The 25,775-nt window shown below is 69.3% G+C and carries 23 protein-coding genes; 10 read left to right on the top strand and 13 right to left on the bottom strand.

The genetic code is table 11. The features are described from left to right. The first annotated feature begins 143 nt into the window (after window positions 1-143). Window positions 144-374 (top strand): hypothetical protein, encoded by a 231-nt coding sequence (locus ACIBGM_RS16540; RefSeq protein ID WP_360516611.1) that lies wholly within the window; start codon window positions 144-146, stop codon window positions 372-374. Between the two features lie 798 nt (window positions 375-1,172). Here the strand turns inward: ACIBGM_RS16540 and ACIBGM_RS16535 are convergent. From ACIBGM_RS16535 to ACIBGM_RS16515, 5 genes are all read right to left on the bottom strand, one after another. Beyond that, the gene (locus ACIBGM_RS16535; RefSeq protein WP_396386027.1) at window positions 1,173-2,681 is read right to left on the bottom strand and encodes a lytic murein transglycosylase; all 1,509 of its coding nucleotides are present in this window, start codon (window positions 2,679-2,681) and stop codon (window positions 1,173-1,175) included. A gap of 209 nt (window positions 2,682-2,890) precedes the next feature. Beyond that, window positions 2,891-3,460 carry a SecDF P1 head subdomain-containing protein gene (locus ACIBGM_RS16530; protein ID WP_396386025.1) on the bottom strand — a complete coding sequence of 190 codons (570 nt, stop codon included), beginning with the start codon at window positions 3,458-3,460 and terminating at the stop codon, window positions 2,891-2,893. Between the two features lie 27 nt (window positions 3,461-3,487). After that, window positions 3,488-4,393, bottom strand: coding sequence for a GIY-YIG nuclease family protein (locus ACIBGM_RS16525; RefSeq protein WP_360516602.1), 906 nt, complete (start codon window positions 4,391-4,393; stop codon window positions 3,488-3,490). Window positions 4,394-4,403: 10 nt separating this feature from the next. Beyond that, window positions 4,404-5,186 carry an META domain-containing protein gene (locus tag ACIBGM_RS16520; protein ID WP_360516599.1) on the bottom strand — a complete coding sequence of 261 codons (783 nt, stop codon included), beginning with the start codon at window positions 5,184-5,186 and terminating at the stop codon, window positions 4,404-4,406. A 139-nt stretch (window positions 5,187-5,325) separates the two neighbouring features. Continuing rightward, window positions 5,326-7,236, bottom strand: coding sequence for a family 43 glycosylhydrolase (locus ACIBGM_RS16515; protein WP_360516596.1), 1,911 nt, complete (start codon window positions 7,234-7,236; stop codon window positions 5,326-5,328). Between the two features lie 259 nt (window positions 7,237-7,495). Here ACIBGM_RS16515 and ACIBGM_RS16510 point away from each other — a divergent pair, with 259 nt between their 5' ends. Together ACIBGM_RS16510 and ACIBGM_RS16505 are read left to right on the top strand one after the other, a co-directional pair. After that, the gene (locus ACIBGM_RS16510) at window positions 7,496-10,498 is read left to right on the top strand and encodes a PQQ-dependent sugar dehydrogenase (protein ID WP_396386022.1); all 3,003 of its coding nucleotides are present in this window, start codon (window positions 7,496-7,498) and stop codon (window positions 10,496-10,498) included. 99 nt (window positions 10,499-10,597) lie between these two features. Beyond that, window positions 10,598-11,884 carry an esterase-like activity of phytase family protein gene (locus tag ACIBGM_RS16505; RefSeq protein ID WP_396386020.1) on the top strand — a complete coding sequence of 429 codons (1,287 nt, stop codon included), beginning with the start codon at window positions 10,598-10,600 and terminating at the stop codon, window positions 11,882-11,884. Here ACIBGM_RS16505 and ACIBGM_RS16500 read toward each other — a convergent pair. From ACIBGM_RS16500 to ACIBGM_RS16490, 3 genes are all read right to left on the bottom strand, one after another. Then, window positions 11,874-12,533: a DUF998 domain-containing protein gene (locus tag ACIBGM_RS16500; protein WP_396386018.1), complete on the bottom strand. Its 660-nt coding sequence runs from the start codon at window positions 12,531-12,533 to the stop codon at window positions 11,874-11,876. The genes ACIBGM_RS16505 and ACIBGM_RS16500 overlap by 11 nt on opposite strands. 125 nt (window positions 12,534-12,658) lie before the next feature. After that, window positions 12,659-13,129, bottom strand: coding sequence for a GNAT family N-acetyltransferase (locus tag ACIBGM_RS16495; protein WP_360516585.1), 471 nt, complete (start codon window positions 13,127-13,129; stop codon window positions 12,659-12,661). Beyond that, window positions 13,119-14,513, bottom strand: a complete 1,395-nt coding sequence (locus ACIBGM_RS16490; protein ID WP_360516583.1) for an MFS transporter — start codon at window positions 14,511-14,513, stop codon at window positions 13,119-13,121. The genes ACIBGM_RS16495 and ACIBGM_RS16490 overlap by 11 nt, the downstream gene beginning before the upstream one ends. Window positions 14,514-14,611: 98 nt before the next feature. On the opposite strand from ACIBGM_RS16490, the gene ACIBGM_RS16485 reads away from it, so the two are divergent. After that, window positions 14,612-15,214, top strand: coding sequence for a TetR/AcrR family transcriptional regulator (locus ACIBGM_RS16485; RefSeq protein ID WP_360516580.1), 603 nt, complete (start codon window positions 14,612-14,614; stop codon window positions 15,212-15,214). Window positions 15,215-15,230: 16 nt separating this feature from the next. After that, complete coding sequence (locus ACIBGM_RS16480; protein WP_360516577.1) at window positions 15,231-16,361, top strand: aminotransferase class I/II-fold pyridoxal phosphate-dependent enzyme; 1,131 nt, start codon at window positions 15,231-15,233, stop codon at window positions 16,359-16,361. A 9-nt stretch (window positions 16,362-16,370) separates the two neighbouring features. Here the strand turns inward: ACIBGM_RS16480 and ACIBGM_RS16475 are convergent, their stop codons facing one another. Next, the gene (locus ACIBGM_RS16475) at window positions 16,371-17,726 is read right to left on the bottom strand and encodes an MFS transporter (RefSeq protein ID WP_360516574.1); all 1,356 of its coding nucleotides are present in this window, start codon (window positions 17,724-17,726) and stop codon (window positions 16,371-16,373) included. 111 nt (window positions 17,727-17,837) lie between these two features. Between ACIBGM_RS16475 and ACIBGM_RS16470 the strand changes: the two genes are divergently transcribed. Continuing rightward, window positions 17,838-19,055 (top strand): pyridoxal phosphate-dependent aminotransferase, encoded by a 1,218-nt coding sequence (locus tag ACIBGM_RS16470; RefSeq protein ID WP_360516571.1) that lies wholly within the window; start codon window positions 17,838-17,840, stop codon window positions 19,053-19,055. Here ACIBGM_RS16470 and ACIBGM_RS16465 read toward each other — a convergent pair. Next, a complete protein-coding gene (locus ACIBGM_RS16465; protein ID WP_396386015.1) occupies window positions 19,009-19,470 on the bottom strand; it encodes an EVE domain-containing protein in 462 nt (153 codons plus the stop codon). The two genes, ACIBGM_RS16470 and ACIBGM_RS16465, sit on opposite strands and share 47 nt — an antisense overlap. 85 nt (window positions 19,471-19,555) lie before the next feature. Between ACIBGM_RS16465 and ACIBGM_RS16460 the strand changes: the two genes are divergently transcribed. The 4 genes from ACIBGM_RS16460 to ACIBGM_RS16445 all read left to right on the top strand — a co-directional run bounded on the left by ACIBGM_RS16460 (window position 19,556) and on the right by ACIBGM_RS16445 (window position 22,567). Beyond that, complete coding sequence (locus tag ACIBGM_RS16460; protein ID WP_360516565.1) at window positions 19,556-20,077, top strand: gamma carbonic anhydrase family protein; 522 nt, start codon at window positions 19,556-19,558, stop codon at window positions 20,075-20,077. 206 nt (window positions 20,078-20,283) lie between these two features. After that, a complete protein-coding gene (locus ACIBGM_RS16455; protein ID WP_360516562.1) occupies window positions 20,284-20,988 on the top strand; it encodes an HD domain-containing protein in 705 nt (234 codons plus the stop codon). A gap of 19 nt (window positions 20,989-21,007) precedes the next feature. Further along, a complete protein-coding gene (locus ACIBGM_RS16450; RefSeq protein WP_360516559.1) occupies window positions 21,008-22,138 on the top strand; it encodes an MFS transporter in 1,131 nt (376 codons plus the stop codon). Window positions 22,139-22,204: 66 nt separating this feature from the next. Next, window positions 22,205-22,567, top strand: coding sequence for a cupin domain-containing protein (locus tag ACIBGM_RS16445; RefSeq protein ID WP_360516556.1), 363 nt, complete (start codon window positions 22,205-22,207; stop codon window positions 22,565-22,567). Window positions 22,568-22,591: 24 nt separating this feature from the next. Here the strand turns inward: ACIBGM_RS16445 and ACIBGM_RS16440 are convergent, their stop codons facing one another. From ACIBGM_RS16440 to ACIBGM_RS16430, 3 genes are read right to left on the bottom strand one after another with little or no spacing between them, the layout of a single operon-like run. Next, window positions 22,592-23,836, bottom strand: coding sequence for an MFS transporter (locus tag ACIBGM_RS16440; RefSeq protein WP_360516553.1), 1,245 nt, complete (start codon window positions 23,834-23,836; stop codon window positions 22,592-22,594). Continuing rightward, window positions 23,833-25,182, bottom strand: coding sequence for a GH1 family beta-glucosidase (locus ACIBGM_RS16435; protein ID WP_360516550.1), 1,350 nt, complete (start codon window positions 25,180-25,182; stop codon window positions 23,833-23,835). The genes ACIBGM_RS16440 and ACIBGM_RS16435 overlap by 4 nt, the downstream gene beginning before the upstream one ends. Beyond that, window positions 25,172-25,759 carry a heavy metal-binding domain-containing protein gene (locus ACIBGM_RS16430; protein WP_360516548.1) on the bottom strand — a complete coding sequence of 196 codons (588 nt, stop codon included), beginning with the start codon at window positions 25,757-25,759 and terminating at the stop codon, window positions 25,172-25,174. Before ACIBGM_RS16430 ends, ACIBGM_RS16435 begins: the two co-directional genes overlap by 11 nt. Window positions 25,760-25,775: the final 16 nt, after the last annotated feature.

Below are 25,775 nucleotides of genomic sequence, written 5' to 3'. Positions count from 1 at the left end.
TCGGATGTGCTCGGGCGGTGTGGTGTCCGATAGACGGCAAGTGGGCTGGTACGTCGAGCCCGGGTGCGGCCGCTGTCACCCGGGAGGGATGAGGTTTGGGCTGCTCCTCGCGTCGAGAATCGACAGCAACTGGAGGAGGCAGCATGTGGTACGTGGTCATGTTCTCCCTGCTGGCGATTCTCTGCGTGGTCGTGGTTCTGATCCGCAATGCTCGCGCGCACGCGCGCGATGACGCCGCCTCGCCGGGGAGGGTCGCCCAGACCCACACCGCGTCGGGACATGCCGCCTCGAGCCACACCGAGGAGGACCGGGCTCGGCGCGAACGCAAGCGCCGGCGTGCACAGTCGAAGGCTGATCGCCGCAAACGCCACTGAATCATTGGCTAGGGCGGGCGTCGCTTGGGCTGACTGGAGCAGATCGACAGGAGGTGTCGCGCGCCGGCGGCGTCACGCACGCTCAGGTGACTGGCCATGCCGCTGTAGTGGGGGTCTACGTCCTGTCGATTTGTACCTCGTGGGTCTGTGGGGAGGATCGTGTGCCCGCACTGACCAGTCGCACTCCCCTAGTCCGCTCCCGGGCGCCGAAGGGCGCAACCCCAGATCGGCTGATCAGAACGTTGCTTGATGCGGCGCTAGTTGCTGTGAGCAACGGCAGTGCGGCGGGCCGGCGGTGGCAGCGATTCGCTGCCGGTGCGTCGGCGAGCCATGCGGTGGAACCGATTCACTGCCCTGCGTCCGCGAACCGTGCGGCAGAAGCGATTCAATGCCCTGCGCCGGCGAACCGTGCGGTTGAACTGATTGACTGCCGGTGCGTTGGCTGCAGCGATTCACCGCCGGTGCGGCGGCGACCAGCGCGGTGGCACCGATTCACCGCCGGTGCGGCGGCGACCAGCGCGGTGGCACCGATTCACCGCCGGTGCGTCGGCGAGGTGTGCGGTGGCACCGATTCACCGCCGGTGCGGTGGAGAGCGCGGTGGGGCCGAGCACTGCCGGGGCGTCGGCGAGGAGCGAGGTGGGACCGGTTCACTGCCGGGTGCGGTGGCGTGGAGCGCGGTGGGATCGGTAGACGGATTGCGTCGGTGGCGGTGCGGGGGTTGGCGGGTCAGCGCTCGGTTGCCGTCGGTGGGCGGGGGAGCCCGGGGACGGCAAGGCCGAGAGCTGGGTCGTCCGCATCTACCGTGGCTTGCAGGTGTTCTGTGGGGTGCATGGTTTGCGGTTCTTGGTGTCTTGGGGTGGCGACGGGGTTGCGGGATCGTTGGGGCAGGTGTTGGAGGGTTTGTTCGGTTGGGGTTTGGGGGGTTGGGGGCAGGCGGGGCGGGTTAGGACCTGGCCGACTACTTGGCGCATTGCTGGAGCCCAGCCGACGGCGGCTGTTGTCGGCTCCTGCGCCGGGGTTGGAGCGGTGGACGGCGCGGAGGTTCGGTCGGATGGCGCCGGGGTTGGTGAGTCGGCCGACGACCCGGAGTCGGCTGGCGCCGGGGTTCGGTCGGCGGATGGCGCCGGTGAGGGTGAGTCGGTCGGCGACTCGGGGGTGGACGGGTCGGGCACGGAAGGCGCGGGCTCGGTCGCCTTTGGGTCGGACGGCTTCGGGTCGGAGGCCGTCGGGGCAGACGGCTTGGGCTCGGGCGGTCGTGTGGTGTCGGGGTCGGACGGTCGCGTGGTGCTCGGCGTTGATGGCCGGGTCGGATCCGAGGTGGTGGGGCGGGTCGTAGTCGGGGCGGTCGGGCGAGCGGTGGTCGGGGCGGTCGGGCGGGTCGTAGCCGGGGCGGTCGGGCGGGTCGTAGCCGGGGCGGTCGGGCGAGCGGTGGTCGGGGCGGACGGGCGGGTGGTGGACGGGCGGGACGTGGGTGGGGCGGACGGGCGGGTCGTGGGTGGGGTTGGGGTGGTGGGGTTCCAGAGGGGCGGTTTGGTTTGGTTGGTTGGCCAGGGGATGGGGCGCCAGGGGCGTACTGGTGGCGGGGTGGTTGGGTCGGGTGGGAGTAGGTCGCCGGTTGATGGGAGGGCGGTTATCCGGCCGGACTGGTACATGCGGGACAGGGCTAGTACTACGCGGACGTAGGAGGCGGCGTTGTTGTAGCGGCGTACTGCTTGGGCGGCGCGGGCGGGGTTGGTGAGGTTGGAGGTGTTGGTGCAGAGGTATTGGGCGGCGCCTTGGGTGGCGTCGAAGAGGTTGTTGGGGTCGGCGAAGCCGTCAGCGTTGGCGTCGGCGTTGACCGCGCGCCAGGTGGTCGGGATGAACTGCATCGGGCCGACCGCGCGGTCGTAGGTGGTGTCGCCGTCGAGGGCGCCGTTGTCGGTGTCGCGGATCAGGGCGACGTTCGGGCGACCGTCGAGGGGGATGCCGCGAATCCGGCGGGTCGCCGAGCCGTCGGCACGCAACTGGGCCCCGCCGAACCGGCCGTGGTTCGACTCGACCCGGCCGATCGCAGCGAGCAGCGTCCACGGCACCCCGCAGCCGGGGTCGCTGACCGCCAGCCGGGCCTCGGCCTGCTTGTACGCCCGTACGGCGACGTCGGGGATCCCGCTCTCGCCGAGCGTCCTGATCACCGGTGCGCCGGCGAGCACCATCTGCACCGGCTTCGCGACCCGGCCGGGCCCGGCGGGGACCGCCTCCAACTGCTCCGGTTCGACGTACTCGGCCAGCACCTCGTCCTCGACGAACGGGTCGTAGCGAACGGTCACCGCAGGATCGGAAAGCGGTGCAAACGCCAACCCTGCAAGGGTGACCACCGCGGCGATCGAGCCCCCCAACTTCCAGCGACTCTGGTCGGCCGGCACCCGGCGATGCCGAGCAGGGTGTCGCCGCAGTACAGGTACACGCATGATCCCGATCCCTCCGCCGTTGCTCTCCGAGGTGTTCGGGGCGGGCGGCGGAGCGGATCGGAGGAGGTTCAGCCGGTGATCTGGCCGGCGAGCTTCTCGGCGTCCTTCTGGCTGTAGTTGCCGGTGATCTGGAGCTTGCCGCCGGGGATGGCGGACTGCACGGCCGGTGCGGCGACGACCTGGTTGCGTACGACGATTGCGAGCTGGTTGAGCGGGGTCCGCTGGGTGGCGAGGTCGCCGGTGAGCTTGGCGAAGAGCTGGGCCCCCGAGTCATCAAGTGTCAGGTTCACCAACCACCCGGTGTTCTCGGGCGCCTGCCCGGCCTTCACCTCGGTCACGTGGCTGCCGTCGAGCTCGACCTTGCCGAGCACGTAGTTGAAGCCATCCAGACCGCACACGCTCGGAGACGCGGCCGGCGATGCGCTGTCGCAACCACCTGGCGAAGCCTTCAGCACGCGCCGGAACTGCACTGCGTCAGCAGACGACGGCTTGATCGCTACGGCCGGCGGGTCAGGCTCGTTGGCCAGCCGTACGACGACCACCGCACCGACCGCCAGCACAGCGATCAGGACCAGCACGAGTACGCCGACCAGCACAACCGGACCGCGGCTCCGCTGAGGTGGGACGCCATAAGCCATGACAGCAGATGCTATGCGCCGATGAAGTCACCCACGGAGCAGCCGGGAGGCGAGTTCGGCGTTGCGGTGGGCGAACGCCTGCCAGAGCAGCGGGGTGGCCGCCACCCGATCGCGCGCGACTGCCTCGGAGACGAGACGCTGGGTCCACGTACACATCCGGCCGGCGCGTACCCGGAACTGCACCAACACACCGCCGGCCCATCCGTAGACATCTGCCTCGCGCGGCTCCAGCCAGGACACCTTCTGCTCGGCGACGATCCAGTCGATCGCCGCGATCTCCTCCTGCAACTTCGCCGCGAACTCGAACCGGAGCTCGGCGGCCGCGCGATCCCGCCGCCGTTCAAGCTCACCCCGTACTTCGTCGACTGCCGCAGGTTCACGTTCGAGTACGGCGATCGCCGTGCGAGCGAGCGTCTCCCGATCGGCCGCGCCGACCCCGAGCAGTTCGGCGAACTCGCGCGCCGAACCCTTCGTCGTTCCCGCGTAGGTCAGCGGCAGCACCCGATGGAGCGCGGACAGCGCCAGCCGGACCTGGACCCCGCCGAGGTAGGGACCGAAGTGCGGCGCCGGCCCGGTGGGCACATGGGTGAACCGCAGCTCGGACCGCTGAGGGCCTTCGTCGTACCGGATGTAGCCGACGACTTCCTGACCGCCTTTGGTCCGGTTCCAGCGCGGTTTGGAGTGCTCGAGCAGGTTGCGCTCCAGCCAGGCCGCCTCGTGCGCGGAGTCACACCAGACGCCTTCGACCCGGTCGATGCGCTCCACCATCCGGCGCAGCCTCGGCCGGTCCCCGAGGTTCGTCCAGTACGACTGCACGCGTCGGCGCAGGTTCACCGCGCGTCCGACGTACAGCACCTTCCCGGTCGCATCCCGGAACCGGTAGACGCCCGGCCCCACCGGGAGGCTTCGTGCCGCAGTCCGTGCCGAACTCACCCGGTCATTGTCACTTGCCGGCGACCAGATCGAGCCCGACCGTGCCGTCGGCCCGCCGAAGTTCCATGCGGTCGTGGTCGATGGTGTAGGTGAGTTTGCCCTTCAGCCTGGCCAGTACGGCGTCCTGCAGCCGAAGCGCCTCGCCCGAACAGCCCTCGTTGGTGACGATCAAGTCCCCGAAGGTCAACGTGGTGCCGCTCTGCGTGACCGTGCCGTGGAACTGGTTACAGCTGGTCGTCCCACTGACCTTGCCGCCGACGATGGTGAGGGTGGCCGGCGGCACGCTGTAGTAGTGGTCGACGATCTCCTTCGTCACCAGGCCGTCGACGTTCCAGATCGTCCCGGCGAGCGGAACGTCGGGTTCGACGACCTCCCGGTCCTGCAGCACGATCGTCGTGCTCCCCCGGGTGATGGTGAGGCGGTCGCCCTCGACCTTCCAGGTGGGGCCCTCCGACAGCAGCTCCCCAAACCATTTCTCCTGAGCGTCCACGGCCGCACCGCAGCTCATCTCGGTCCCGCCGTACGCCGTCATCGCCAGCGTGCCGCCGTTGAGCGAGGCCTCGCCGCCCATCTGGTTACACCCGGCATGGAAGCCCAGCGTGCCGTCCCTCGTGAAGTCGAGTCGGAGTCGTGTCCCGCGAACGAGCTGCTTGTCCTTGCCGTCCTCGGTGACCCGCACCGACAGGTACGACGTACCAACCGGTGAGCCGGTGGTGTCACCGGCTGCCCCCACCTCGTTACCGCAGGCGGTCAATGCCATCCCTGCCAGCAGCACCAGCCCCAGGATCTTCATACTCCGAGGACGTCAGACGGACCCCGTTCGTTGCATGACCCGATCGTGTGATGGGATCTGTGGCTGGGTTCCCCGGGTCGTCGGGTTACCGTCCAGGCGCAGGTCGCCCGCTCGGGGAGCGTCCCGGGGAACCCACCACTCAGTTCTTCGCGACCATCAGCCAGCTGACCTGGATGTCGGGGGCGCGGGTCGGGGCGATGGTGACGGTGAGCTTCCCATCGGCGCCCACTTCACCGGCGTACGACGCTGCCGTCGGCGTCGCCGTGAACAGGCGCTCGGTGTCGACGACCGTGCCGTTGACCGAGACCGAGGCGGCGCGATTCGCCCACGGCCAGGGGTCGTAGTAGCCGGCGTGGACTGTGTAGCTGCCGGGTTCCAGACCGCCGAAGGTGTAGACGAGCGGCTCGTGATTCTTGGCGTAACGCAGTGTCGTGTAGAGATCACCGGTGCCGGAAGGCGCGCTGGAACCGGTGTATCCCCAGGTAGTCCCAGTAGCTGGGTCCGTCCCCAGCGGTTGCTCGGGAGCGGAGTTCAGCAACGGCGAGGCGACCTCGGCCAGACGGGTCCAGTCCGGCGTGGCGGTGCCGCCGGCGTTCACGGCGTACCGCAGACCGCGCGGGACGACGACCACGGACCGGGTGAAGGTCCGCCCATCGGCAAGTGTCCCCTTCAGTTGCGCCGGACCGGGCTGCGCGATCGAGGCCGCGTCCCAGGTGACGCCGACCTGCGACGAGCCGCGAGCCGTGGTCACTGTGACGGTGCTGGGCAGCGTGCTGGTGTCGTTGAGCCACACGTGGTCCGGGATGGCCGACGTGACAGTCCAACGTGTGTAGGGCTGCAGATCCTTGAGCGTCCACTCCTGGTCCGGGCCGATCGTCAGCGCACCGCCCTCGCCGAAGCTCATCGGCATCCACACGTACGGCGCGTTCGCAAGGTCACTCGGTGTCCACCGGTCACCCATGAAGACGAACTTGTTGTGCTTGCGGTCGACCGGGATCACGTTGGTGCTCTGCGACCGGTACGTGTTCGCCGCCCCGGCGCCCGGCACCGGGTTCCCGCGATCGGTGAACTGGCCGAGGATGTTCTGCGAGGTCGCGTACCGCGCCGGGTTCGGGTCCCAGCCGGTCGCGCCCGACGTCACCAGGTAGTAGGTCCCCTCGGACTTGAACATCGCGGGCGCCTCGCGCTGGTTGCACGGCAGCGTCCGGACGAAGTCCTTGCCCTGTACGGCGTTCTCCGGCGCGGCGGACAGGTAGGTGTAGGACTTGTTCAGCCTGGAGATGTACATCGTCCGGTTCTCCTCGGACGAGTAGATGATGTAGCCGGTGCCGTCATCGTCCACGAACAGGTTCATGTCCCGGGCCATCCCGCCGGCCGGGTCGAACGCGGACGAGGTGCCGCACCACGGCACCGAGTCGCTCGGAACCCGGTTCAGCCGGTAGGAGTCGATCCAGCGGAACGGGCCGACCGGCGAGTCCGCGATCGCGACACCGGCCTCGGCCCGGGCATACGTCGAGGTGCTCGTCGGCGACGACGGCCCGTCGGAGTGCACCCACATCACCCACTTGCCGGTGGCCTCGTTGTAGATCACCTTGGGCCGCTCGAGGATCGACGGCCGCGCCCAGCCGTCCTCGCGGACGCTGTTGGTCGACAGGTCACGCCACACGATCTCCTTCTGCGCGGCCGTGTATCCCTTGTAGAGCTTCGCGAAGTACTTGTCGTTCTCGAACTGGTCGACCGAGCTCAGCGCACGCAGCGCGAGACCCTCGTCCTTCCAGTTGTAGAGGTCGTACGACGAGTAGACGTGCACGCCGGGGCTGTCGAAGTACCCCTCGCTGCGGTCCTCGCCGTACCAGTAGTAGATCCGCTGTCCCCGGTTGTCGGTCGCCGGCACGACCTGACCGCCGTGGGCCTGGACGACCTGCCCGTTGGTGTCGAGCCACGGCTGTCCCGGGCGGAAGGACTCGTACTTCTCGGACGCTGCGGCGGGGGCGGCACCGGCGACCGGGACCAGCAGGATCGCCAAGGCTGCAACGGCTGTTCGGAACATCGTGACTGTCTCCTCACCAGGCGAAAACGTGCGCCTCAATCTGCTGCGCCGACCTCGTGACTTCAACGGTCCGTACACATTCGAACACAGTCGATCCGCTCAGAACTCTTCCCGGTAACCGTTTCAAACGGGGTCTTGCTCCGCGGCTGGATCGTGCCGCATGCTGTCGGCCAGTCCGCGCGCTCACCTGTGGGGGATGGGGCCGGGCGGGTGAGGACTATCTTGGCCTGGGGGCTCCATCATGTTTTCCGCCAGAAGAATGCTGGCCGCAGTGTGCGTGCTGCTGCTGGCGCCGGTGACGACGATCGAGCCGGCACGCGCTGCAGTCGTGCCGACCGGTTTCAGTGAGCAGGTCGTGTTCGGCGGGCTGACGGACCCGACGAACGTCGCGTTCTCCGCGGACGGCCGGGTCTTCGTCGCCGAGAAGAGCGGACTGGTCAAGGTCTTCGACTCGCTCGACGACAGCACCCCGAGCGTGTTCGCCGATCTGCGCACGAAGGTCTACAACTACTGGGATCGCGGCCTCCTCGGCCTGGCCCTGCACCCTGACTTCCCCGCCGACCCGCGCGTCTACGTCCTCTACACGTACGACGGGCTGATCGGCGGCACCGCCCCGAAGTGGGGAACTGTTGGCGGAACCAACGACCCGTGCCCGTCGCCGCCCGGCCCGACCGGTGACGGCTGCCAAGCCAGCGCCCGGTTGTCCGTGCTGACGCCGAACGGCACGGCCGTCGCCGAGCAGGTGCTGATCGAGGACTGGTGCCAGGTGTTCCCGAGCCACTCGATCGGGTCGATCGAGTTCGGTCCGGACGGCATGCTCTACGCGGGCGGCGGCGACGGCGCGAACTTCAACTACGCCGACTACGGCCAGGACTCCCTCCAGTCCTCCGACATCACGCCCGACAACCCGTGTGGCGACCCGCCGTCACCGACCGGCACCGCGCTGACCCCGCCGACGGCCGAGGGTGGTGCGTTGCGGGCCCAGGACATGCGCACCAGCGGCGACCCTGCCACGCTCGACGGATCGATCATCCGGATCAACCCCGACACCGGCCTGGCCGCGCCCGGCAACCCGATGCTGAGCAGCCCGGACCTGAACGCGCGCCGGATCGTCGCGCACGGTCTGCGCAACCCGATGCGGTTCGACTTCCGCCCCGGCACCAGCGAGCTCTGGGTCGGCGACGTCGGCTGGAGTGCGTGGGAGGAGATCAACCGGATCGTGAGTCCGACCGCGGGCGTGACCAACTTCGGCTGGCCCTGCTACGAGGGCTCGGCCAAGCAGAGCGGGTACGACGCGAACGACCTGAGCATCTGCGAGAACCTGTACGCCGCCGGTTCGTCGGCGGTGGCAGCGCCGTACTACGCCTACCACCACTCCCAGAAGGTCGTGGCCGGTGAGAGCTGTGGCACCGGCAGTTCGTCGCTCACCGGGATGTCCTTCTACGAGGACGGAAACTACCCACCGGAGTACGACGGCGCGCTCTTCTTCGCCGACTACAGCCGAAAGTGCGTCTGGGCGATGCTGCCCGGCGCCGACGGCTTGCCCGACCCGGACGAGACCGTCACGTTCGCCTCGGGCTACGGCACCACCAGGCTGCAGACCGGGCCGGGCGGCGACATCTTCGCCGTCGACTACGACAACGGCCGGATCATCCGCTACGTCTACAACGGCACCAACAACCCGCCGACCGCGATCATCAACGCGGACCCGACCTCCGGCCCGAGCCCACTCACGGTCACCTTCGACGGCACCGCCTCGAACGACGCCGACGGCGACGCGCTCAGCTACGCGTGGGACCTCGACGGTGACGGCCAGTACGACGACTCGACCGCAGCGACCGTGCAGTACACGTACACGGGCAGTCGCACTGTGACTGCCAGACTGCGGGTGAGTGACGCCCAGGGCGGCATCGGCACCGCGACGACCGAGATCGACGTGGCCAACGGCCCGCCGACCGCGACCATCACCGCACCGACCCCATCGACGAAGTGGAAGGTCGGCGACACGATCAGCTTCGCCGGCACGGCGACCGACGCCGAGCAGGGCACATTGCCCGGGTCGGCGCTCACCTGGGCGCTGATCATGAACCACTGCCCGAGTGACTGCCACGCGCACCAGATCACCACGATGACCGGGAGCAGCGGCACGTTCACGGCACCCGATCACGAGTATCCGTCGTACCTGGAGCTCAAGCTCACCGCCCGGGACGCCGGCGGGCTGACCAGCGTGAAGAGTGTGCGGCTGGATCCGCAGACCGTCGGCCTCACCTTCGCGACCCAGCCGGCCGGCATGAAGGTCACGTACTTCTCGAAGACGGTGGGCACGCCGACGACCAGTACGGCGATCGTCGGGTCGAACGGATCGCTGTCCGCCGACCTGCTGCAGCCGTCGGCCGGCAAGCTCTACCGGTTCGCGTCCTGGTCCGATGGCGGCGCGCGGAACCACAACTTCACCGCGCCGGCCACGCCGACGACGTACACGGCGACGTACGTCGCGAAGCGGAACCTGGCGCTCAACCGACCGGTGGCCGTCTCCAGCGTCTACACCGCGGGACGTGAAGGACCGAAGGCGGTCGACGGGTCGATGACGACGGCGTGGTCGAGTGCGCGGAGCGATCCGCAGTGGCTGCGGGTCGACCTCGGCTCGGTGAAGCTGGTCGACCGCGTGCTGCTCAGCTGGCTGGGGTCGGCGTGGGCGAAGTCGTACCAGATCCAGGTGTCCGGGAGTGGGCGGACGTGGAAGACCGTCTACTCGACCACGGCCGGGGACGGCGGCACCGACAGCCTGACGTTCACCCCCAATTACGCCAGGTACGTGCGGATCAACGCGACGGCCCGGGGTGTCGCGGGGAGCTACTACTCGCTGTGGGAGTTCGGGGTGTTCCAGAACGCCGGCCCGATCAGCGGGATCGGCGGGAAGTGCGTCGACGTCTACCAGGCCAACTCGGCCGACGGGACGCCGACGGTGCTGTACACCTGCCACAGCAACGCGAACCAGCAGTGGACCCAGTTCGAGGACGGCACCATCAGGGCGCTGGGCAAGTGCCTGGACGCCCGCGGTACGGCGCTTCGCACACCGGCTGTCCTGTGGACCTGCGACGGCAGCGCAGGCCAGAAGTGGCTGCCACGCCCGAACGGCACGCTCATCAACGTCCGCGCCGCCCAATGCCTCGACGCCACCGGCGGCTCCAGCGCCAACGGCACCCGCCTGATCCTCTACACCTGCCACTCCTCCCTCAACCAGAAGTGGGTCCTGCCGTAAACCACATCACGACCCGTCGTTGGGGTGGTGTTCGGTCCGGGGCCAGCAGGTGTTCACCTGCGGCGAGGAATGTCGCGGTGACGTTCCAGGGAGGGACCCATGATGCGACGGTTGGTTGTGGTGGGCGCGGCGGCTGTGGTCGCGACGGCTTTGGTGGCGGGTGGCGCCCAGGCTGCGAGCCCGGAAGCGCAGGTCGTCGGTACGGCGACGCTGCCGGACATCCCGCTGGCGGCGTTCTCCAACACGTTGCTGCCGGGCAGTGTCGCGAACGACCGGAGCGTCGACCTCGGCGGGATCGGCAGCGACCTGTTCCCCGCCGGGCGGCCGGGTGAGTTCTGGACCGTCACCGACCGCGGCCCGAACGGCCAGATCAAGATCGACGGCGTCAACCGCCGTACCTTCCCGGTGCCCGGCTTCGACCCGGCGATCGTCAAGGTGAAGGTCTCCGGCAGCAAGCTGCAGGTGCTGACCGCGATCCCGATCACCACCCGCCACGGCGCGCCCGTGACCGGCCTGTCCAACCAGGTGAGTCGCGACGAGATCCCTTACACGTACGACGCGTCCACCCGGCTGGACCTGAACCCGAACGGGCTGGACACCGAGGGCATCGTCCGGGCGCACGACGGGACGTTCTGGCTGGTCGACGAGTACAGCCCGTCGCTCGTACACGTGTCGGCGCGCGGCATAGTGCTCGCCCGGTACGTGCCGAAGGGCCTGTCGCTGACCGGCGCCGACTACCCGGTGATCGAGGCGCTGCCGTCGATCTTCCTGACCCGCAAGGGCAATCGCGGCTTCGAGGGTCTCGCGCAACTGCCCGTCGGTGATCTGGTGCTGGCGTTGCAGAGCCCGCTGCTCAACCCGACCAAGGCGGTCGGCGAGGCTTCCCGGACCACGCGCCTGCTGCGCTTCTCGCCGCGCCGCGGGAAGGTCACGGCGGAGTACGGGTACCAGTTCGACCCGGTCGGGGTGGTCGACCCCGGTGAGGACGACACCACGGAGCTGAAGATCTCCTCGGTCGTTGCCGCAGGCCCCGAAACCCTGTTGGTCCAGGAGCGCACCGACAACGCGGCCCGGCTGCAGACTGTCGTCCTCAAGTCCCGCTACGACATCCTCGGCAGCCGCTGGGACGACGCGGCCACGACACCCTCGCTGGAAGCCTCGGCGAACCCGCCGGTGCTGCCGAAGAAGCTGTTCCTCGACCTCAACACGATCCCCGGCGTGCCGAAGAAGATCGAGGGCGTCGCGTTGGTCACCCCGCACACCCTGGCTGTCATCAACGACAACGACTTCGGCATGACCGACGGCCCGGCCGCCTTCGACGCCGCCGGCAACCTCGTCGACAGCGGCGTCGAGACCAGGATGGTGACCATCCGGCTCAGCCGTTGAGCCGCTGGTCGTAGCAGAGCCTGGCGATCCAGGTCCAGCCGAGGATGATGGCGATGCCGAAGGCAACGATGGTGGGGCGGGAGCCGGCGCCGGCGGAGAGGCCGGCGAAGGCGCCGAAGAACAGGATGCCGGTGGCGGCGGAGTAGCGGCTGAAGGCTGTGCGGCCGATGCTGCGGTAGTGCGCGGCGACCACCAGGCAGGCGGCGATCAGGCCGGTGAAGCCGATGGTGCCCGCGACGAAGTGTCCCATGCCGCGGGTGCTGATCTCGGCGTAGTCGGCCGGGGTGCCCGCCGGGAAGCCGGCCGCGGGGTCGGCCGGGAAGATCGCCGCCAGCAGCAGGCCGACGCCGTACGCGCCGAGCAGTCGGGGTGCCCACGTGCTGCCGCGGCCGGTGAGGGTACGGCGAAGCCCGATCGCGGCGCCGAGCGACAGCAGGCCGCAGACGACGAAGTTCGCGGTCTGGATCCAGCCCGGACCGCCGTTGGCCAGCAGGCTGGCCGGGTGCCGGGTCGGGTCGAACCCCTCGCGGGTGAACGCCTGACCCAGCCAGACGGCGACGTACAGCGGACCCGCCACGATCCCGCCGGTCAGCAGGGCACGGGTGGAGACACGACGGGTGGCCGGAACCGTCAACTCGTTGGTGGTCATCGCAGGGGTCCTTCCAGGTGGTCTGAGGTGGTCCTTCACCCGTGCGTCGATCGACCCCTGCCGAAATCGACACCCCTAGCGAAGAATCTCCAGGTGGCAGCGCCCAAGCCTGGTTCGACGACTTCTCATTGGTCCGCGAGTAGCTTCTCGTAAACCTCGGGGGACCACCCGGCGGCCGTCTTGGTGCGGAGGTTCGCGCCAAGACGGTCGTAGAAGCGGTAGCCGGCCTCGTTCTCCAGGCGCAGGCCCCAGCTGATCGGCATCCGGTCGGGCAGGGCGTGCTTGGCCAGTGCGAGCATCAACTGGCGGCCGACGCCGGCGTCGCGGAACTGCTCCCGGACGTACAAGTCGTCCAGCGCGAGCATGTCGCCACCGACCCAGAGGTACGGGCGGCGCAAGGACGACACATAACCGGCCGGCGTCCCGTCGACCTCGGCGATCAGGACGATCACGTCGTCCCGGCCGAGGAAGCCCTGCCAGTCCCCGACGCCGGCGGTCACGTCCTTCGCCTGGTTCTGGTAGCTGGCGAGCTCGACCAGCATGGTCCGGACGAGCTCGGCGTCGGCGGGCACCGCGCGGCGGATCTCAGTGGGCATGAGCTGCTCCTGTCGAAGGCTTGGCGACCGGTACGACGACCAGCGCGAGAACGGCTGCTACCGCCGCAGTGATCGCGGCGAAGGTGAATCCGCGGCCGAACCCGGTCGTCACGGTCCCGGCGAGGCTGGCTGCCGCGATACTCGACACGACCGCCACCCCGAGCGACGCACCGAACTCGTGGAAGGTGCTCAGGATGCCGGACGCCAGCCCGGCCTCGGTGTAGTGGATCTGCGCGAACGTGGTGGTCGAGGCCGCGACGAAGGCAGCGCCGATACCGCCGGCGCCGAAGCTCGTCCCGATCACGACCATGGCAGCACCCTCCCAGATGGCGGGGACAGCGATGCCGATCGCGGCGATGGTGAGCCCGATCATCGCGACCGGACGGGCGCCGACCTTGCCGATGACCTGACCGGCCACCTGGGCGCCGATGATCGTCAGCACGGCGATCGGCAGGAACAGCAGTCCGGTGCGCAGGGCGCCGTACCCCTCGTAGTGCTGCAGGTAGAACGACCCGAGGAAGAAGACCGCGATCATCAGCGCGGTCGCGACCAGGATCAGGAACGTGCCGGCCGCCACCGGACGGCGGGTCAGGATCCGCAGGTCCATCAGCGGCGAGCTCGCGACCCTCTGCCGCCAGGCGAACAGCGCGTACAGCACGACCGCGCCGGCCAGCGTGCCGAGCGTCGCGGCGGACAGCCAGCCGCGGTCACCGGCGTTGATCAAGGCGTAGATCGCCGTACCCGTGCCCGCCGTGACCAGGATCGCGCCCAGCACGTCGAGCCGGCCCTGGCGCTCGGCCGGACGGTCGGCGGGCAGCATCCGCAGCAGGATCGCGAACACGATCACGCCGATCGGCACGTTCACGTAGAACACCCACTGCCAGCCCGGGCCGGCGGTCAGCACGCCACCGAGCAGCACGCCGATCGCGGAGCCGCCGCCACCGATGGCGGACCAGATCCCGAGCGCCTTGTTCCGCTCGTCGCCGTCGAAGGTCTTGGTCACCGTCGACAGCGCGGCCGGGGACAGCATCGCGGCGCCGATCCCCTGCGCGATCCGGCCGCCGATCAGCAACTCGGCGCTGTTCGCCAGGCCGGTCGCCAGCGAGGCCGCGGTGAACACCGCGAGACCGGCCAGCACGATCGTGCGGGAGCCGAACAGGTCGGCCGCCCGTCCGCCGAGCAGCATCAGGCCGCCGAACATCAGCGTGTAGGCGCTGACCACCCAGGTCAGGGTCTCGCGCTCCAGTCCCAGGTCCGTGCCGATGTGCGGCAGCGCGATCGCCACCACGGTCACGTCCAGGATCAGCATGAACTGCGCTGTCGCGAGCAGTCCCAGCATCCGCCACCGCCGCGGGTCGACCGCGGTGATCTCGGGTTCCGTCATGGTTCGTTCCCTTGTCTCTGCGATTATCTCGAACACTGTTGTTCGACTTAATTGCGCTACCATAACTCGAACAGTGGTGTTCGACAAGAGGAGGCCGGATGCCGGCGAAAGCAGCGAGTACGGCGACCAAGCGGGCCGACGCGCAGCGCAACATCGCGGCGATCGTCGAGGCCGCGACCGTCTGCCTCAGCCGTGATCCGTCCGCGAGCACCAGCGAGATCGCCAAGGCGGCCGGCGTCGGCCGGGTCACTCTCTACGGCCACTTCCCGTCCCGGACCGACCTGGTCGACGCGGTGTTCGTGCACGCGATCGAGGGCGGCGAGGCCGCGCTCGGCCAGGTCGACCTGTCCGGCGACCCGCGCGCGGCGCTCGCCCGGCTGATCGAGTCGAGCTGGCACCTGGTCGACCGGTTCCGCTCACTCCTGATCGCCGCGCAGGACGCGCTCCCGCCGGGCCGGGTCCGCGAACTGCACGCCGACCCGATGGTTCGGGTGGAGCGCCTGATCGAGCGGGGGCGGAAGGAGGGCGTGTTCCGGACCGACCTCCCGACCACCTGGCTGGTCGGGACCATGCACAGCGTCATGCACGGCGCGGCCGAGGAGATCAACACCGGCCGCGTCACGCCCGACAAGGCCGCGGAGTACATCACCGCCACGGTCCTGGCCGCCTTCACCGCACCGGGCGAGCGCGTCCCGAGCTGACGTCCTGGGTACTGCGATGACTGTGCTCAACGTTGCCGACCTGGCGGAGCTGCAGAAGCGGCGGAGCGAGAAGTGGTCCGGCCACGCGCCGGGCGTGATCGCCGCGACGGTCGCGGAGATGGACTTCGACCTCGCCGAGCCGATCGCGCGGGTGCTGCACGACGCGATCGACCGCAGCGACATCGGCTACGCGTTCGAGGTCCCGCAGGCGCTGCAGGACGCGTTCACCGGGTTCGCGAAGCGGCGGCTCGGCTGGACCGTCGATTCGGACCGGATCAGCTTGGTGCCCGACGTGATGGCCGGGCTGATCGAGCTCTGCCTGGCGCTCGCGCCCGGTGGTTCGGTCGGGTTTGCGACGGCGGCGTACCCGCCGTTCATCCAGCAGTTCCCGCAGGCCGGTCTGCGGACGGTGCTGATCCCGCTGCGCACGGACGGCTGGTTCGATCTCGCGCGACTCGAGGCGGAGTTGCGGGACGGTCTGCGGGTGCTCGTGCTCGCGAACCCGCACAACCCGACCGGGCGGGTGCTGCCGCGGGACGAGCTCGCGCAGATCGCCGAGCTCTGCGCGTCGTACGACGCCTGGGTGTTGGCGGACGAGATCCACGCGCCACTGGTCCTGCCGGGCGCGACGCATGTGCCGTGGCTCGAGGTGTCCGACGCGGCGCGCGAGCGCGGGATCTCGCTGACCTCGGCCTCGAAGGCGTTCAACCTCGCTGCGTTGAAGACCGCGCAGGTCGTGACTGCGTCGGACCGCGCACAGGACGTCGTACGGCGGCTGCCGTACACCGCCGAGCAGGCCGGCCTACTCGGCGTACTGGCCGCCGAGGTCGCGTTTTCGGACTGCGACGACTGGCTGGACGCCGTACTGCGCCAACTGGCCGACAACCGGTCCTACCTCCGCGACAACCTCCCCGACGGCATCACGTGGACCCCACCGGAGGCGACGTACCTCGCCTGGCTCGACTGCCGCGACCTTGATCTCCCCGAGGAGCCCCACGACTTCTTCCTCCACCGCGCGCAAGTCGCCCTCGCACCGGGCCGCGACTACGACCCCTCAGCCTCCGCCTTCGCCCGCCTCAACTTCGGCACCGGCCCCAACCTCCTCCAAGAACTCGTCTCCCGCCTACGCTCAGCCGTCCTCGACTGAGCCGATGCGTCAGGCGGCGGCCAGTTCGGGTTCGGGGGTGGTGGGGAGGGGAGTGACGTCGGCGGTCGGGGTGGCGGCGGCGTCGTACTCGGCGGTCAGGCGGCGGTACGTCTTGGTGAGGAAGGCCAGCAGGACGACGATCAGCATGATCGCGCTGCCGATGACGAAGGTGAGGGCCAGGCCGCGGGCTTGGCCGTCGCCCAGCAGCCAGCCGAAGGTCGAGTGGCCCGGCGTGGAGTTCATGTACGGGACCAGCAGGAACTGGGCGACCGGGCCGATCACGAAGGCGGCAACCGGGGTCGAGGCCGTCTCGATGCTCTGCGCGAAGCCGAAGATCCGGCCCTGGGTCTCGAACGGGACGACGCGCTGCAGGATGGTCTGCTCGGCCGCCTCGGCGATCGGGATCACCAGCATGAAGCCGAACATCCCCAGCACCAGCAGCGACTGCCACTCGCGGATCGAGATCGTCATCCCGACCACGGCGATCGCGACGTTCGCGATCAGCAGGATCCGCAGCGGCGAGCGGCCCAGGCCGAAGCGGGCCACGAACGCGCCGCCGGCGATGAAGCCGACGCTGGTGACGCCGAGCACGATGCCCCAGGCCTCGACGGAGAACAGCTCCAGGCCGTACGGATCCATCAGCGTCATGAACACACCCAGGATCAGGTTGTTGAAGGTGCTGAACAGGACCAGCGGGACCAGCCCCGGTACGGCGCGCATCGTCCGCCACGAGCCGCGCAGGTCCAGGTGCTTGCGGTTGTGCCGGGCCGGCGGCGCCTCGTCGATCCGGATCGCCAGTAGCAGGTGACTCAGTACGACGGCCGTCAGTACGACGGCGATCACGACCGTGCCGCCCATCCCCAGGAAGCCGACCGACAGGCCGCTGAGGATGCTGGTGACCAGGTGGGAGACGCCGGTGACCGTGCCGACCATGCCGTTGGCCTTGTCACGCCGATCCTCGGGGACCAGCAGCGTCACGGTCGTCGACAGCGCGATGCTCCGCAACCCGCCCGCCAGGCTGCCGACCAGCACGAACCCGGCGAAGACCCAGAACCAGGGCTTCGACCAGTCGGTGACCGGGACGGCCAGGTAGACCAGGCCGGCGGCGGCGAACGCGACGCCGGTGATCGAGCTGGAGAGCACCATGACGGTCTTCTTGCGGTGCGCGTCGACGATCGCGCCGAAGATCGTGCCGAAGACCGCGCCGGCCAGCATCGAGCTGCCGGAGACGATCGACGCGACCAGCACCGACTCGGTCACCAGGTACACCCAGAACGCCAGCGCGAAGGACAGGAACGTGGTGGTGACGTTGGCGATCAGGGTGTTCGCCAGCAGCCGCTTGAAGGTGCTGTGGTGCTCACTCATGGTGACTCCCAGGTCGTGATCCGCTGTGCTCTCACTGATTCGTCGGATCGGGGGCGCGAGATTTGACACAGTCGGCGGAAAGAATTTCGGCGCGCGGCTAAGGTGCGGTCCATGCCGCCGCTGACCCAGTCCTCCAAGCTCGCGAACGTCTGCTACGAGATCCGCGGACCGGTCCTGGAGGAGGCACAGCGGCTGGAGGCGGCCGGGCACCGGATTCTCAAGCTGAACACCGGCAACCCGGCGCCGTTCGGGTTCGAGTGCCCGCCGGAGATCCTCGAGGACATCGTGCGTAGTCTCGCGGACGCGCACGGTTACGGCGACGCGAAGGGGCTGCCGGCCGCGCGCCGGGCGATCGTGCAGCACTACCAGCCGTGGGGGATCCACCTCGACATCGACGACGTGTACATCGGGAACGGTGTCTCCGAGCTGATCCAGATGGCCGTGCAGGCGCTGCTCGAGGACGGCGACGAGGTCCTCATCCCGGCGCCTGACTACCCGTTGTGGACCGCGGCGGTCGCCCTTGCCGGAGGTACGCCGGTGCACTACCGCTGCGACGAGCAGTCCGACTGGATGCCCGATCCGGCTGACATCGAGCAGAAGATCACCGACCGCACCAAGGCGCTGGTGATCATCAACCCGAACAACCCGACCGGCGCCGTCTACGACCGCGAGCTCCTGGTCCAGCTCACCGACATCGCGCGCCGGCACGGCTTGCTGGTCTACGCCGACGAGATCTACGACAAGATCCTGTACGACGACGTCGTACACACGCCGGTGGCTTCACTGGCTCCCGACGTACTGACGCTGACCTTCAACGGGCTGTCCAAGGCGTACCGGGTGGCCGGCTACAGGTGTGGGTGGATGGCGGTGAGCGGGCCGAAGCACCAGGCGGCGAGCTACCTCGAAGGCCTGACGATCCTGTCGAACATGCGGTTGTGCGCCAACATGCCTGCGCAGCATGCGGTCGCGACCGCGCTCGGCGGGAAGCAGTCGATCAAGGATCTGGTGCTGCCCGGCGGACGACTGCTGGCTCAGCGCGACACGGCGTACGAGCTGCTGACCCAGATCCCCGGGGTGAGTTGTGTGAAGCCGAAGGGAGCGCTGTACGTGTTCCCGCGGCTGGATCCGAAGGTGTTCGGGATCACCGACGATCGGCAGTTCGTGCTCGACCTGCTGCGGGCCGAGAAGATCATGATCGTGCAAGGCACTGGCTTCAACTGGCCCGAACCCGACCACATCCGCATCGTCACGCTCCCCCACAAGGACCAGCTCCACGACGCCCTCACCCGAATCGCGACGTTCCTCGAGAGCTATCGCCAGCGGCCATGACGGCACGCAACTGCTCGAAATCCTCAACTGGCAGCTCGACCAAGCCGCGCCGGAGCTGGTAGCCCCAGTTGGGTTGCCGGGTGAGCTGAAGATCCAGCTCGCGCAGCGGCGCCGGCTCGACTGGCAGGAAGTCGACCTGGCGTCGCCACGGGCGGATGGTGCCGCGGGCGCCCATCGACATCGGCTCGGCCAGGTAGGGCTCGGCGTCGGCGACGATGCCGAGCGCGGTGAACGCGCGGAGTGGCGTCCGGTCGCCGAGGCGGTTGGTCGGGGAGTAGATGACGAAGCCGTCGCCTCGGCGCAGGCGGGCGACGTTCGGCCGCTTGCCGTGATTGAGCTGGATGAAGCTGTGCTGTACGGCGATCCGCGCATGCTCCGCGGACACGACGCCGAGCCAGGCTCGTTCGGGGTTCATGGTGTCAGTCTCCAGGCGGATATTTGACACGGACTGTCTTATATCTGATCGGCTGCGGCGGACTCGACCGGGCTAGGGTGCCGCCATGCCCTTGTTCTCGTTTGAAGGTAAGAGTCCTGTGGTGCACCCGGATGCGTGGATTGCTCCGACGGCGACGTTGGTCGGGGATGTGGTGGTCGAGGAAGGGGTGTCGATCTGGTACGGCGCGGTGGTGCGAGCCGATCTGGGGCGGATCACCATCCGGGCCGGGGCGAACATCCAGGACAACACCGTCATCCACGTCGGCAGCAACGGGTGTGAGATCGGGCCGAACGCGACCGTCGGGCACCAGTGCCTGGTGCACGACTGTGTGATCGGCGAGCAGGCGCTGGTGGGGAACGGCGCGATCGTGCTCGACGGCGCGGTCGTGGGCGAGCGCAGTCTGGTCGCGGCCGGGTCGACTGTCACGCCGGCGGCGGTGATTCCGCCGGAGTCGGTCGCGATGGGCAGCCCGGCGAAGAAGATCGTGCCGCTGGAAGGCGTCGCCAAGCTGTTCGTCGACCACAACGCCGCCGTCTACCACGACCTGGCCCGCCGCCACGCGGCCACGGTCAAGCCGGTCGACTGAGCGACGCCGGCCGAGTCGGCCGATTCAGCGGCGGCCCCCGGGGCGGGACTCAGGTGGACTCCCGCCACGGGGGTTCCGCTGGTGCGGGCTGGCTGCTTAACCCGACACACCTCCAGTACCCAGGTCGGCGCGCAGAATTCTTGTCTCCGAGGCCACACCGCTGGTAATTTTGCGCGTCTTGTAACGCTTGCAAGAAAGGGTCCGGAATGCGTGGAGAGCTCGACCGGGCCGCCAAGGTGCGGTTCGCGCGCGAGGCGGTGGTCGCGCAGGTCCGCGGCCTGCCCGACCAGCTCCGCGCCCGGCTGACGGACGGACCGCGTACGCCGTTCGTCCTGCCCGACCCACCGGACACCGCGTTGACCTGCGACGTGCTCGAGCTCGCGAGGTCGTCGTACCAGGAACCGTTGCTCGGTCACTGCATCCGCACCTGGTTCTGGGCGAGCCTGCTCGGCGCCCGCGACGGGATCAAGACCGACGACGAGCTCCTCTACGTCGCGTGCCTCCTGCACGACATCGCCCTCACCGACGACTACCGCCCACCGGAGTCGGCCGCGTGCTTCGCCGTACACGGCGCCGAAGTCGCCCGTACGACGCTGGCCGGGCTCGGATCGCCGTACGCCGACGACGTCGCCGAGGCGATCGCCCTGCACATGAACATCAACGTCGCCCAAAGCCCCGAAGCCCACCTCCTGCACGCCGGCGCCCACCTCGACGTCGCCGGGACCCGAGCCGGCGACCTCCCGCGCCCCGCGATCCGCCAGGTCGTCGCCAAGCACCCGCGCGACGGCTTCCCCACCTGCTTCGCCACGCTCATGCGTCGCGAGTCCACCGAACGCCCCAACTCCCGAGCCGCCCTGCTCTGGCGCCTCGGCATGCGGCTGCCGCTCAACCACAACCCCTTGGACCGATGAGCTGATTAGGGTTGAGCGGGTGCGCAGGACTCTGGTGGGATTCGGTGCGTTCGGGCTGTTCTGGGGTGCTTGGGGCGCGATCCTGCCCGCGGTGCGGAGCGAGTCGGGGGTCGGGGACGGTGAACTCGGGCTCGCGTTGCTCATGGTGGGGCTGGGCGCACTCGCCTCGATGCGGTTCACCGGATACCTGATCGATCGGTACGGCGGCCCGGTCCTGCCGGTCGTGGTCGTGCTGTTCGGCGCGACCGGCGTACTCCCCGCGCTCGCCGACTCAGCGGTGACGTTGAGCGCCGCGCTCTTCCTGCTCGGCGCGACCTCCGGCGCCACCGACGTCGCGATCAACGCGACCGGGTCCCACGCGGAGGCGGTCACCGGCAAACCGTTGATGAACCTTGCCCACGGCATCTTTTCCGTCGCGGTCGTGGTCGCCAGCCTCGGTACGGCGGCCTTGCGCACGGCCGGCGCGGACGCGTTGCCGGTGCTCGGCGGAGTCGGACTGATCGTCGCGGTCGTCGGCTGCGCGCTCGCTGCCGGGTCTCAGGAGAACCTTCACACTCCAACAGAGCCAACCACGAGGCGCCGGCTCGAGCCCGTGCTCCTGGTCTTCGGCGGGCTCTGCGCACTCGCGTACGTCGTCGAAAACGCCTGGCAGAGCTGGAGCGCCGTACACCTCGACACCTCACTCGACGCTGCCCCCGGGTTGGCGTCGAGCGCCCCGGCCGTGTTCGCCGCCGCGGCCGCGACCGGGCGGATCGCGGGGAACGCGCTGCTCCGGCGACTCCGGCCTGTCCAGCTGCTGGTAGCCGGCGGCGTCCTCGCGGCGTTCGGATCAGTCGTCGCCGCGACGGCCGGTACGGCGTGGCTGGCGTTGATCGGGATCGGTGTCGCCGGCCTCGGTACGTCGGTCTGCGCGCCGACCATCATCGGCATGGCCGGCGCGTGGGCCGGTCCGGAGCGGCGAGCCGGTGCGATCTCGACGGTCACCACACTGGCCTATCTCGGCTTCCTGCTCGGTCCGGCAGCGGTCGGCGCGGCGTCGTCGGCCTGGTCGTTGCCGGTCGCGCTCGGCGGCGTCGCCGTACTCGCGCTGCTCGTCGCGGCCCTCGGTCCGGTCGCCGCGCGGCAGTCGGAGCGAACCTTTCAGTCCTGATCAATGGTGTCGCGACCGACCCGTTCGCGAACTACGGTGGGCAGCAACTGAGGGGAGAGATCTGTCATGACCGAGATCGCGAACACCGGCGCAGCGGTGATCGACCGCGCCGACGGACGAGACGACGGCGAGGACTGGACCGAGAACTACGAGTTGCTCCCGGGTGGGGCCGGCATCTCGATCATCCTGGAGTCGACCACGAAGGAGGGCGTCGGCCCGCGGTTGCACCTGCACCCGTACGCCGAGACGTTCATCATCCGGCGTGGTTCGGCCATGTTCACCGTCGGCACCGAGCAGGTCGTCGGCCGCGCCGGCCAGATCCTGGTCGTCCCCGCCGACACCCCGCACAAGTTCGCCACCGGCCCCGGCGGCTACGAAGCAGTCCACATCCACGCCAACCCCACCTTCGAAACCACCTGGCTGGAGTAGTCGCACGAGCGGCACGGCCGCTGCCTAGGCGACCGACCGGATCTGGCGGACGAGGAGGCCGGCCAGGAGGGTGACGGTGGCGGCCAGGAGGTAGAGGACGGGGTAGCCGCCGAGGTGTTTGACGATGGGGGCGGCGATCGCGGGGGCGAAGACCTGGGGCAGGGAGTTGGCGATGTTGATGACACCGAGGTCCTTGGCGCGGTCGCGAGCGTTGGGGAGGATCTGGGTGAGCAGGGCGAAGTCGACGGAGAGGTAGACGCCGAAGCCGGCGCCGAGGATGATCGCGCCGAGGACGGCGCCGGGCCAGGTGGGCCAGAAGGCGAGCACGACGCCGGCGAGCGCCATCACCACACCGGACCAGGTGACGAAGATCTTGCGGCGGGCGATCCGGTCGGACCAGGTGCCGAAGACGACCGAGGTGACCAGGACGCAGACGCTGTAGATCGCGGTCAGGATCAGTACGGCGTTGTCCGGCTCGTCGACGCCGACCTCGTCCTGCAGGTAATAGAACAGGTACAGCGTCCCGAGCGCGTTCCCCACGTTGAACAGGAACCGGGTCAGCCACCCCCACCCGAAGTCCGGGTAGCGCCGCGGGCTGATCCAGAACCCGCGCAGAAACGACCGCACGGCCAACGGCGGCCGCGACGTCAGCCGCTCGTCACCACTGCCGACCAAGTACGGCACGACCGACAACAGCAAGAAGACCGCGCAGGCGACATACCCGGCTCCGATCCCACCGAAGTACGTCGCAAGCCCCGTGCCGACCAGTGCGCCGAGGACCTGCGACAACGCGACCCAACCCCCGACAGAGCCCCGCTGCAGCGTCGGCACCCGGTCCGGCACCGCGGCCGTAATCGCCGCCAGCAACGCGTTGCCGAACAGTTGCACCAGGCACCAACCGACCAGCATCCACGCAACCGACGCGACCCCCGACAGGACGAGCAGTCCGACGGCGCCACCCACCGCGCCCGCCAGCACCCACGGCACGCGGCGCCCGAGCCGCGACGTCGTACGGTCGGAGATCGCGCCAGCAACCGGGTTCGCGACCACCGAGACGGCAGCGCCGACCCCGGTGACCAGCCCGAACACGAACTCCTTGTTGCCCGGCGCAACCGCCTCGGACTGTTTGGCCAGGATCACCTGGATCGGCCCCAGCCAGGCCGCGAACACCCCGACGTTCGCCAGTACGACGGCCGCCGTCCAGCGCGACCGGACCCGGTCGACCGGTTCCGTGAACGCCGTCGGGACGACGCCCGGCTCCGGGATCATCCTCGGCTCTGCACGATCACGTCACGGAACCAGTGGTACGACGCTTTCGGCGTCCGCACCTGGCTGTCGAAGTCGACGTGCACCAGGCCGAACCGCTGGGCGTACCCGGCCGCCCACTCGAAGTTGTCCAGCAGCGACCACTGGAAGTACCCGCGGACATCGATCCCGTCGTCGATGGCCTGCTTCAGCGACCGCAGGTACCCGTCGAGGTAGTCGATCCGCCGCTGATCGTCGACCGGTTCGGCGAACGAGCAGCCGTTCTCGGTGATGTAGAGCGGTGGCAGCCGGTCGCCGTACCGGTCCTTGAAGATGCGCAGGATCTCGCCGAACGCCGACGGCACGATCGGCCAGCCGAAGTCCGTCTGCGGATATCCCTCCAGCGAGCGCGGCTCGAACGGCAGGCCGGGCGGCAGCAGGATCCCGTCGGTGGCAGCGGTGTCGGCCTGACCGGTCGCGGCGCCGACGGACACCGGCGCGTAGTGGTTGATGCCGAAGAAGTCCAGCGGACTCGAGATCACGGCCAGGTCGTCCTCGACCGGCCCCGGCATAACAGCCTCGAAGCCGGTCGGGTAGGTCCCGAGCAGCACCGGGTCGGCGAACAGCCAGTTGATCAGGTTGTCGTAGAGGCCGGCCGCTTCCTTGTCCCCGACGCTGTCGCTGGCCGGCCAGGTCGGCGCGTGGTTGCTGGCGATCCCGATGTTCGTCGCACCGGCCGCCCGCAACGCCTGCACTGCGCGGCCGTGGGCCAGCAGCTGGTGGTGAGCGACCGGGAGCGCGTCGAACAGCAGCTCCCGGCCGGGTGCGTGGGCGCCCAGTGAGTACCCCATCAGCGTGAGCACCATCGGCTCGTTGATCGTGATCCACATCGGCACCCGGTCCGCGAAGCGGGCAGCCAGGATGCCGGCGTAGTCGGCGAACCGGTCCGCGATCGAGCGATCAAGCCACCCGCCCGCGTCCTCCAGCGGCTGCGGGGTGTCCCAGTGGTACAGCGTCGGCGCCGGCTGGATCCCGGCGCCGAGCAGCGTGTCGATCAGCCGGTCGTAGAAGTCCAGCCCGGCCGCGTTCCCCGGTCCCTGGCCGGACGGCTGGATCCGCGGCCAGGCGAACGAGAACCGGTAGCAGTCGACCCCGAGCTCCCGCATCAGCGCGACGTCCTCGGCGTACCGGTGGTAGTGGTCGCAGGCCACCGTGCCCGTGTCGCCGTTCAGGATCCGGCCCGGCTCGGCGCAGAACGTGTCCCAGGTCGACGGCCCGCGGCCGTCTTCGGCCACGGCCCCCTCGATCTGGTACGCCGACGTCGACACCCCCCACCGGAACCCGGGTCCGAAGACGAGCTCAGCTGTCATTCACGTCCTCCTGGTCGCGGGCCGGGGCCGGCTCGGGCTTGCGGACGATGACCGCCGTACCGTAGGCGGCCACCTCGCTCATCGTGTTGGCGATCTCCGTGCAGTCGAACCGCATCGCCAGGATCGCGTTCGCGCCCATCTGCTGGGCCATCTGGCACATCCGCATCACCGCGACGTGCCGCGACTCGGCCAGCATCTGGGTGTACTCCGGCACCTCGCCACCGGCCAGCGACCGGAACCCGGCGGTGAAGTTCGACCCGAAGTCGCGGCTGCGCACGGTCAGCCCGAACACCTCGCCGAACACCTTCTCCGCGGTGTAGCCGGGCAGGTCGTTCATCGTCGAGACCAGCACCGGGTACGGCGAACCCTGCGGCGCGACATGCGGTGCCGGCTGCTGCGCCGGCTGGTAGTTCCCCGGCGCCTGGCCGTACCCCGGCTGCCCGTAGCCCGGCTGCGGCGGACCCTGCTGGTAGCCGCTCTGCTGCTGCGGCGGCGCGTAACCGGGCGGCGGGCCCTGCTGGTACCCCTGCTGCGGCGGGTACGGCTGGTTCGGGTTCGGAGGGAAAGTCTGGTTCATGCCCCTCATCCTGACA

This window comes from Kribbella sp. NPDC050470 (genome assembly GCF_044458365.1).
In the GTDB taxonomy this organism is placed as follows: Bacteria; Actinomycetota; Actinomycetes; order Propionibacteriales; family Kribbellaceae; genus Kribbella.
This window is presented reverse-complemented; position numbering and strand designations above follow the sequence as displayed.

Bases quoted from the DNA above. Each gene is read 5' to 3' on its own strand.
- ACIBGM_RS16540 (WP_360516611.1), top strand. From the start codon at position 144: ATGTGGTACGTGGTCATGTTCTCCCTGCTGGCGATTCTCTGCGTGGTC.
- ACIBGM_RS16530 (WP_396386025.1), bottom strand. From the start codon at position 3,460: ATGGCTTATGGCGTCCCACCTCAGCGGAGCCGCGGTCCGGTTGTGCTG.
- ACIBGM_RS16520 (WP_360516599.1), bottom strand. From the start codon at position 5,186: ATGAAGATCCTGGGGCTGGTGCTGCTGGCAGGGATGGCATTGACCGCC.
- ACIBGM_RS16515 (WP_360516596.1), bottom strand. From the start codon at position 7,236: ATGTTCCGAACAGCCGTTGCAGCCTTGGCGATCCTGCTGGTCCCGGTC.
- ACIBGM_RS16510 (WP_396386022.1), top strand. From the start codon at position 7,496: ATGCTGGCCGCAGTGTGCGTGCTGCTGCTGGCGCCGGTGACGACGATC.
- ACIBGM_RS16505 (WP_396386020.1), top strand. From the start codon at position 10,598: ATGATGCGACGGTTGGTTGTGGTGGGCGCGGCGGCTGTGGTCGCGACG.
- ACIBGM_RS16500 (WP_396386018.1), bottom strand. From the start codon at position 12,533: ATGACCACCAACGAGTTGACGGTTCCGGCCACCCGTCGTGTCTCCACC.
- ACIBGM_RS16495 (WP_360516585.1), bottom strand. From the start codon at position 13,129: ATGCCCACTGAGATCCGCCGCGCGGTGCCCGCCGACGCCGAGCTCGTC.
- ACIBGM_RS16490 (WP_360516583.1), bottom strand. From the start codon at position 14,513: ATGACGGAACCCGAGATCACCGCGGTCGACCCGCGGCGGTGGCGGATG.
- ACIBGM_RS16485 (WP_360516580.1), top strand. From the start codon at position 14,612: ATGCCGGCGAAAGCAGCGAGTACGGCGACCAAGCGGGCCGACGCGCAG.
- ACIBGM_RS16480 (WP_360516577.1), top strand. From the start codon at position 15,231: ATGACTGTGCTCAACGTTGCCGACCTGGCGGAGCTGCAGAAGCGGCGG.
- ACIBGM_RS16475 (WP_360516574.1), bottom strand. From the start codon at position 17,726: ATGAGTGAGCACCACAGCACCTTCAAGCGGCTGCTGGCGAACACCCTG.
- ACIBGM_RS16470 (WP_360516571.1), top strand. From the start codon at position 17,838: ATGCCGCCGCTGACCCAGTCCTCCAAGCTCGCGAACGTCTGCTACGAG.
- ACIBGM_RS16465 (WP_396386015.1), bottom strand. From the start codon at position 19,470: ATGAACCCCGAACGAGCCTGGCTCGGCGTCGTGTCCGCGGAGCATGCG.
- ACIBGM_RS16460 (WP_360516565.1), top strand. From the start codon at position 19,556: ATGCCCTTGTTCTCGTTTGAAGGTAAGAGTCCTGTGGTGCACCCGGAT.
- ACIBGM_RS16455 (WP_360516562.1), top strand. From the start codon at position 20,284: ATGCGTGGAGAGCTCGACCGGGCCGCCAAGGTGCGGTTCGCGCGCGAG.
- ACIBGM_RS16445 (WP_360516556.1), top strand. From the start codon at position 22,205: ATGACCGAGATCGCGAACACCGGCGCAGCGGTGATCGACCGCGCCGAC.
- ACIBGM_RS16440 (WP_360516553.1), bottom strand. From the start codon at position 23,836: ATGATCCCGGAGCCGGGCGTCGTCCCGACGGCGTTCACGGAACCGGTC.
- ACIBGM_RS16435 (WP_360516550.1), bottom strand. From the start codon at position 25,182: ATGACAGCTGAGCTCGTCTTCGGACCCGGGTTCCGGTGGGGGGTGTCG.
- ACIBGM_RS16430 (WP_360516548.1), bottom strand. From the start codon at position 25,759: ATGAACCAGACTTTCCCTCCGAACCCGAACCAGCCGTACCCGCCGCAG.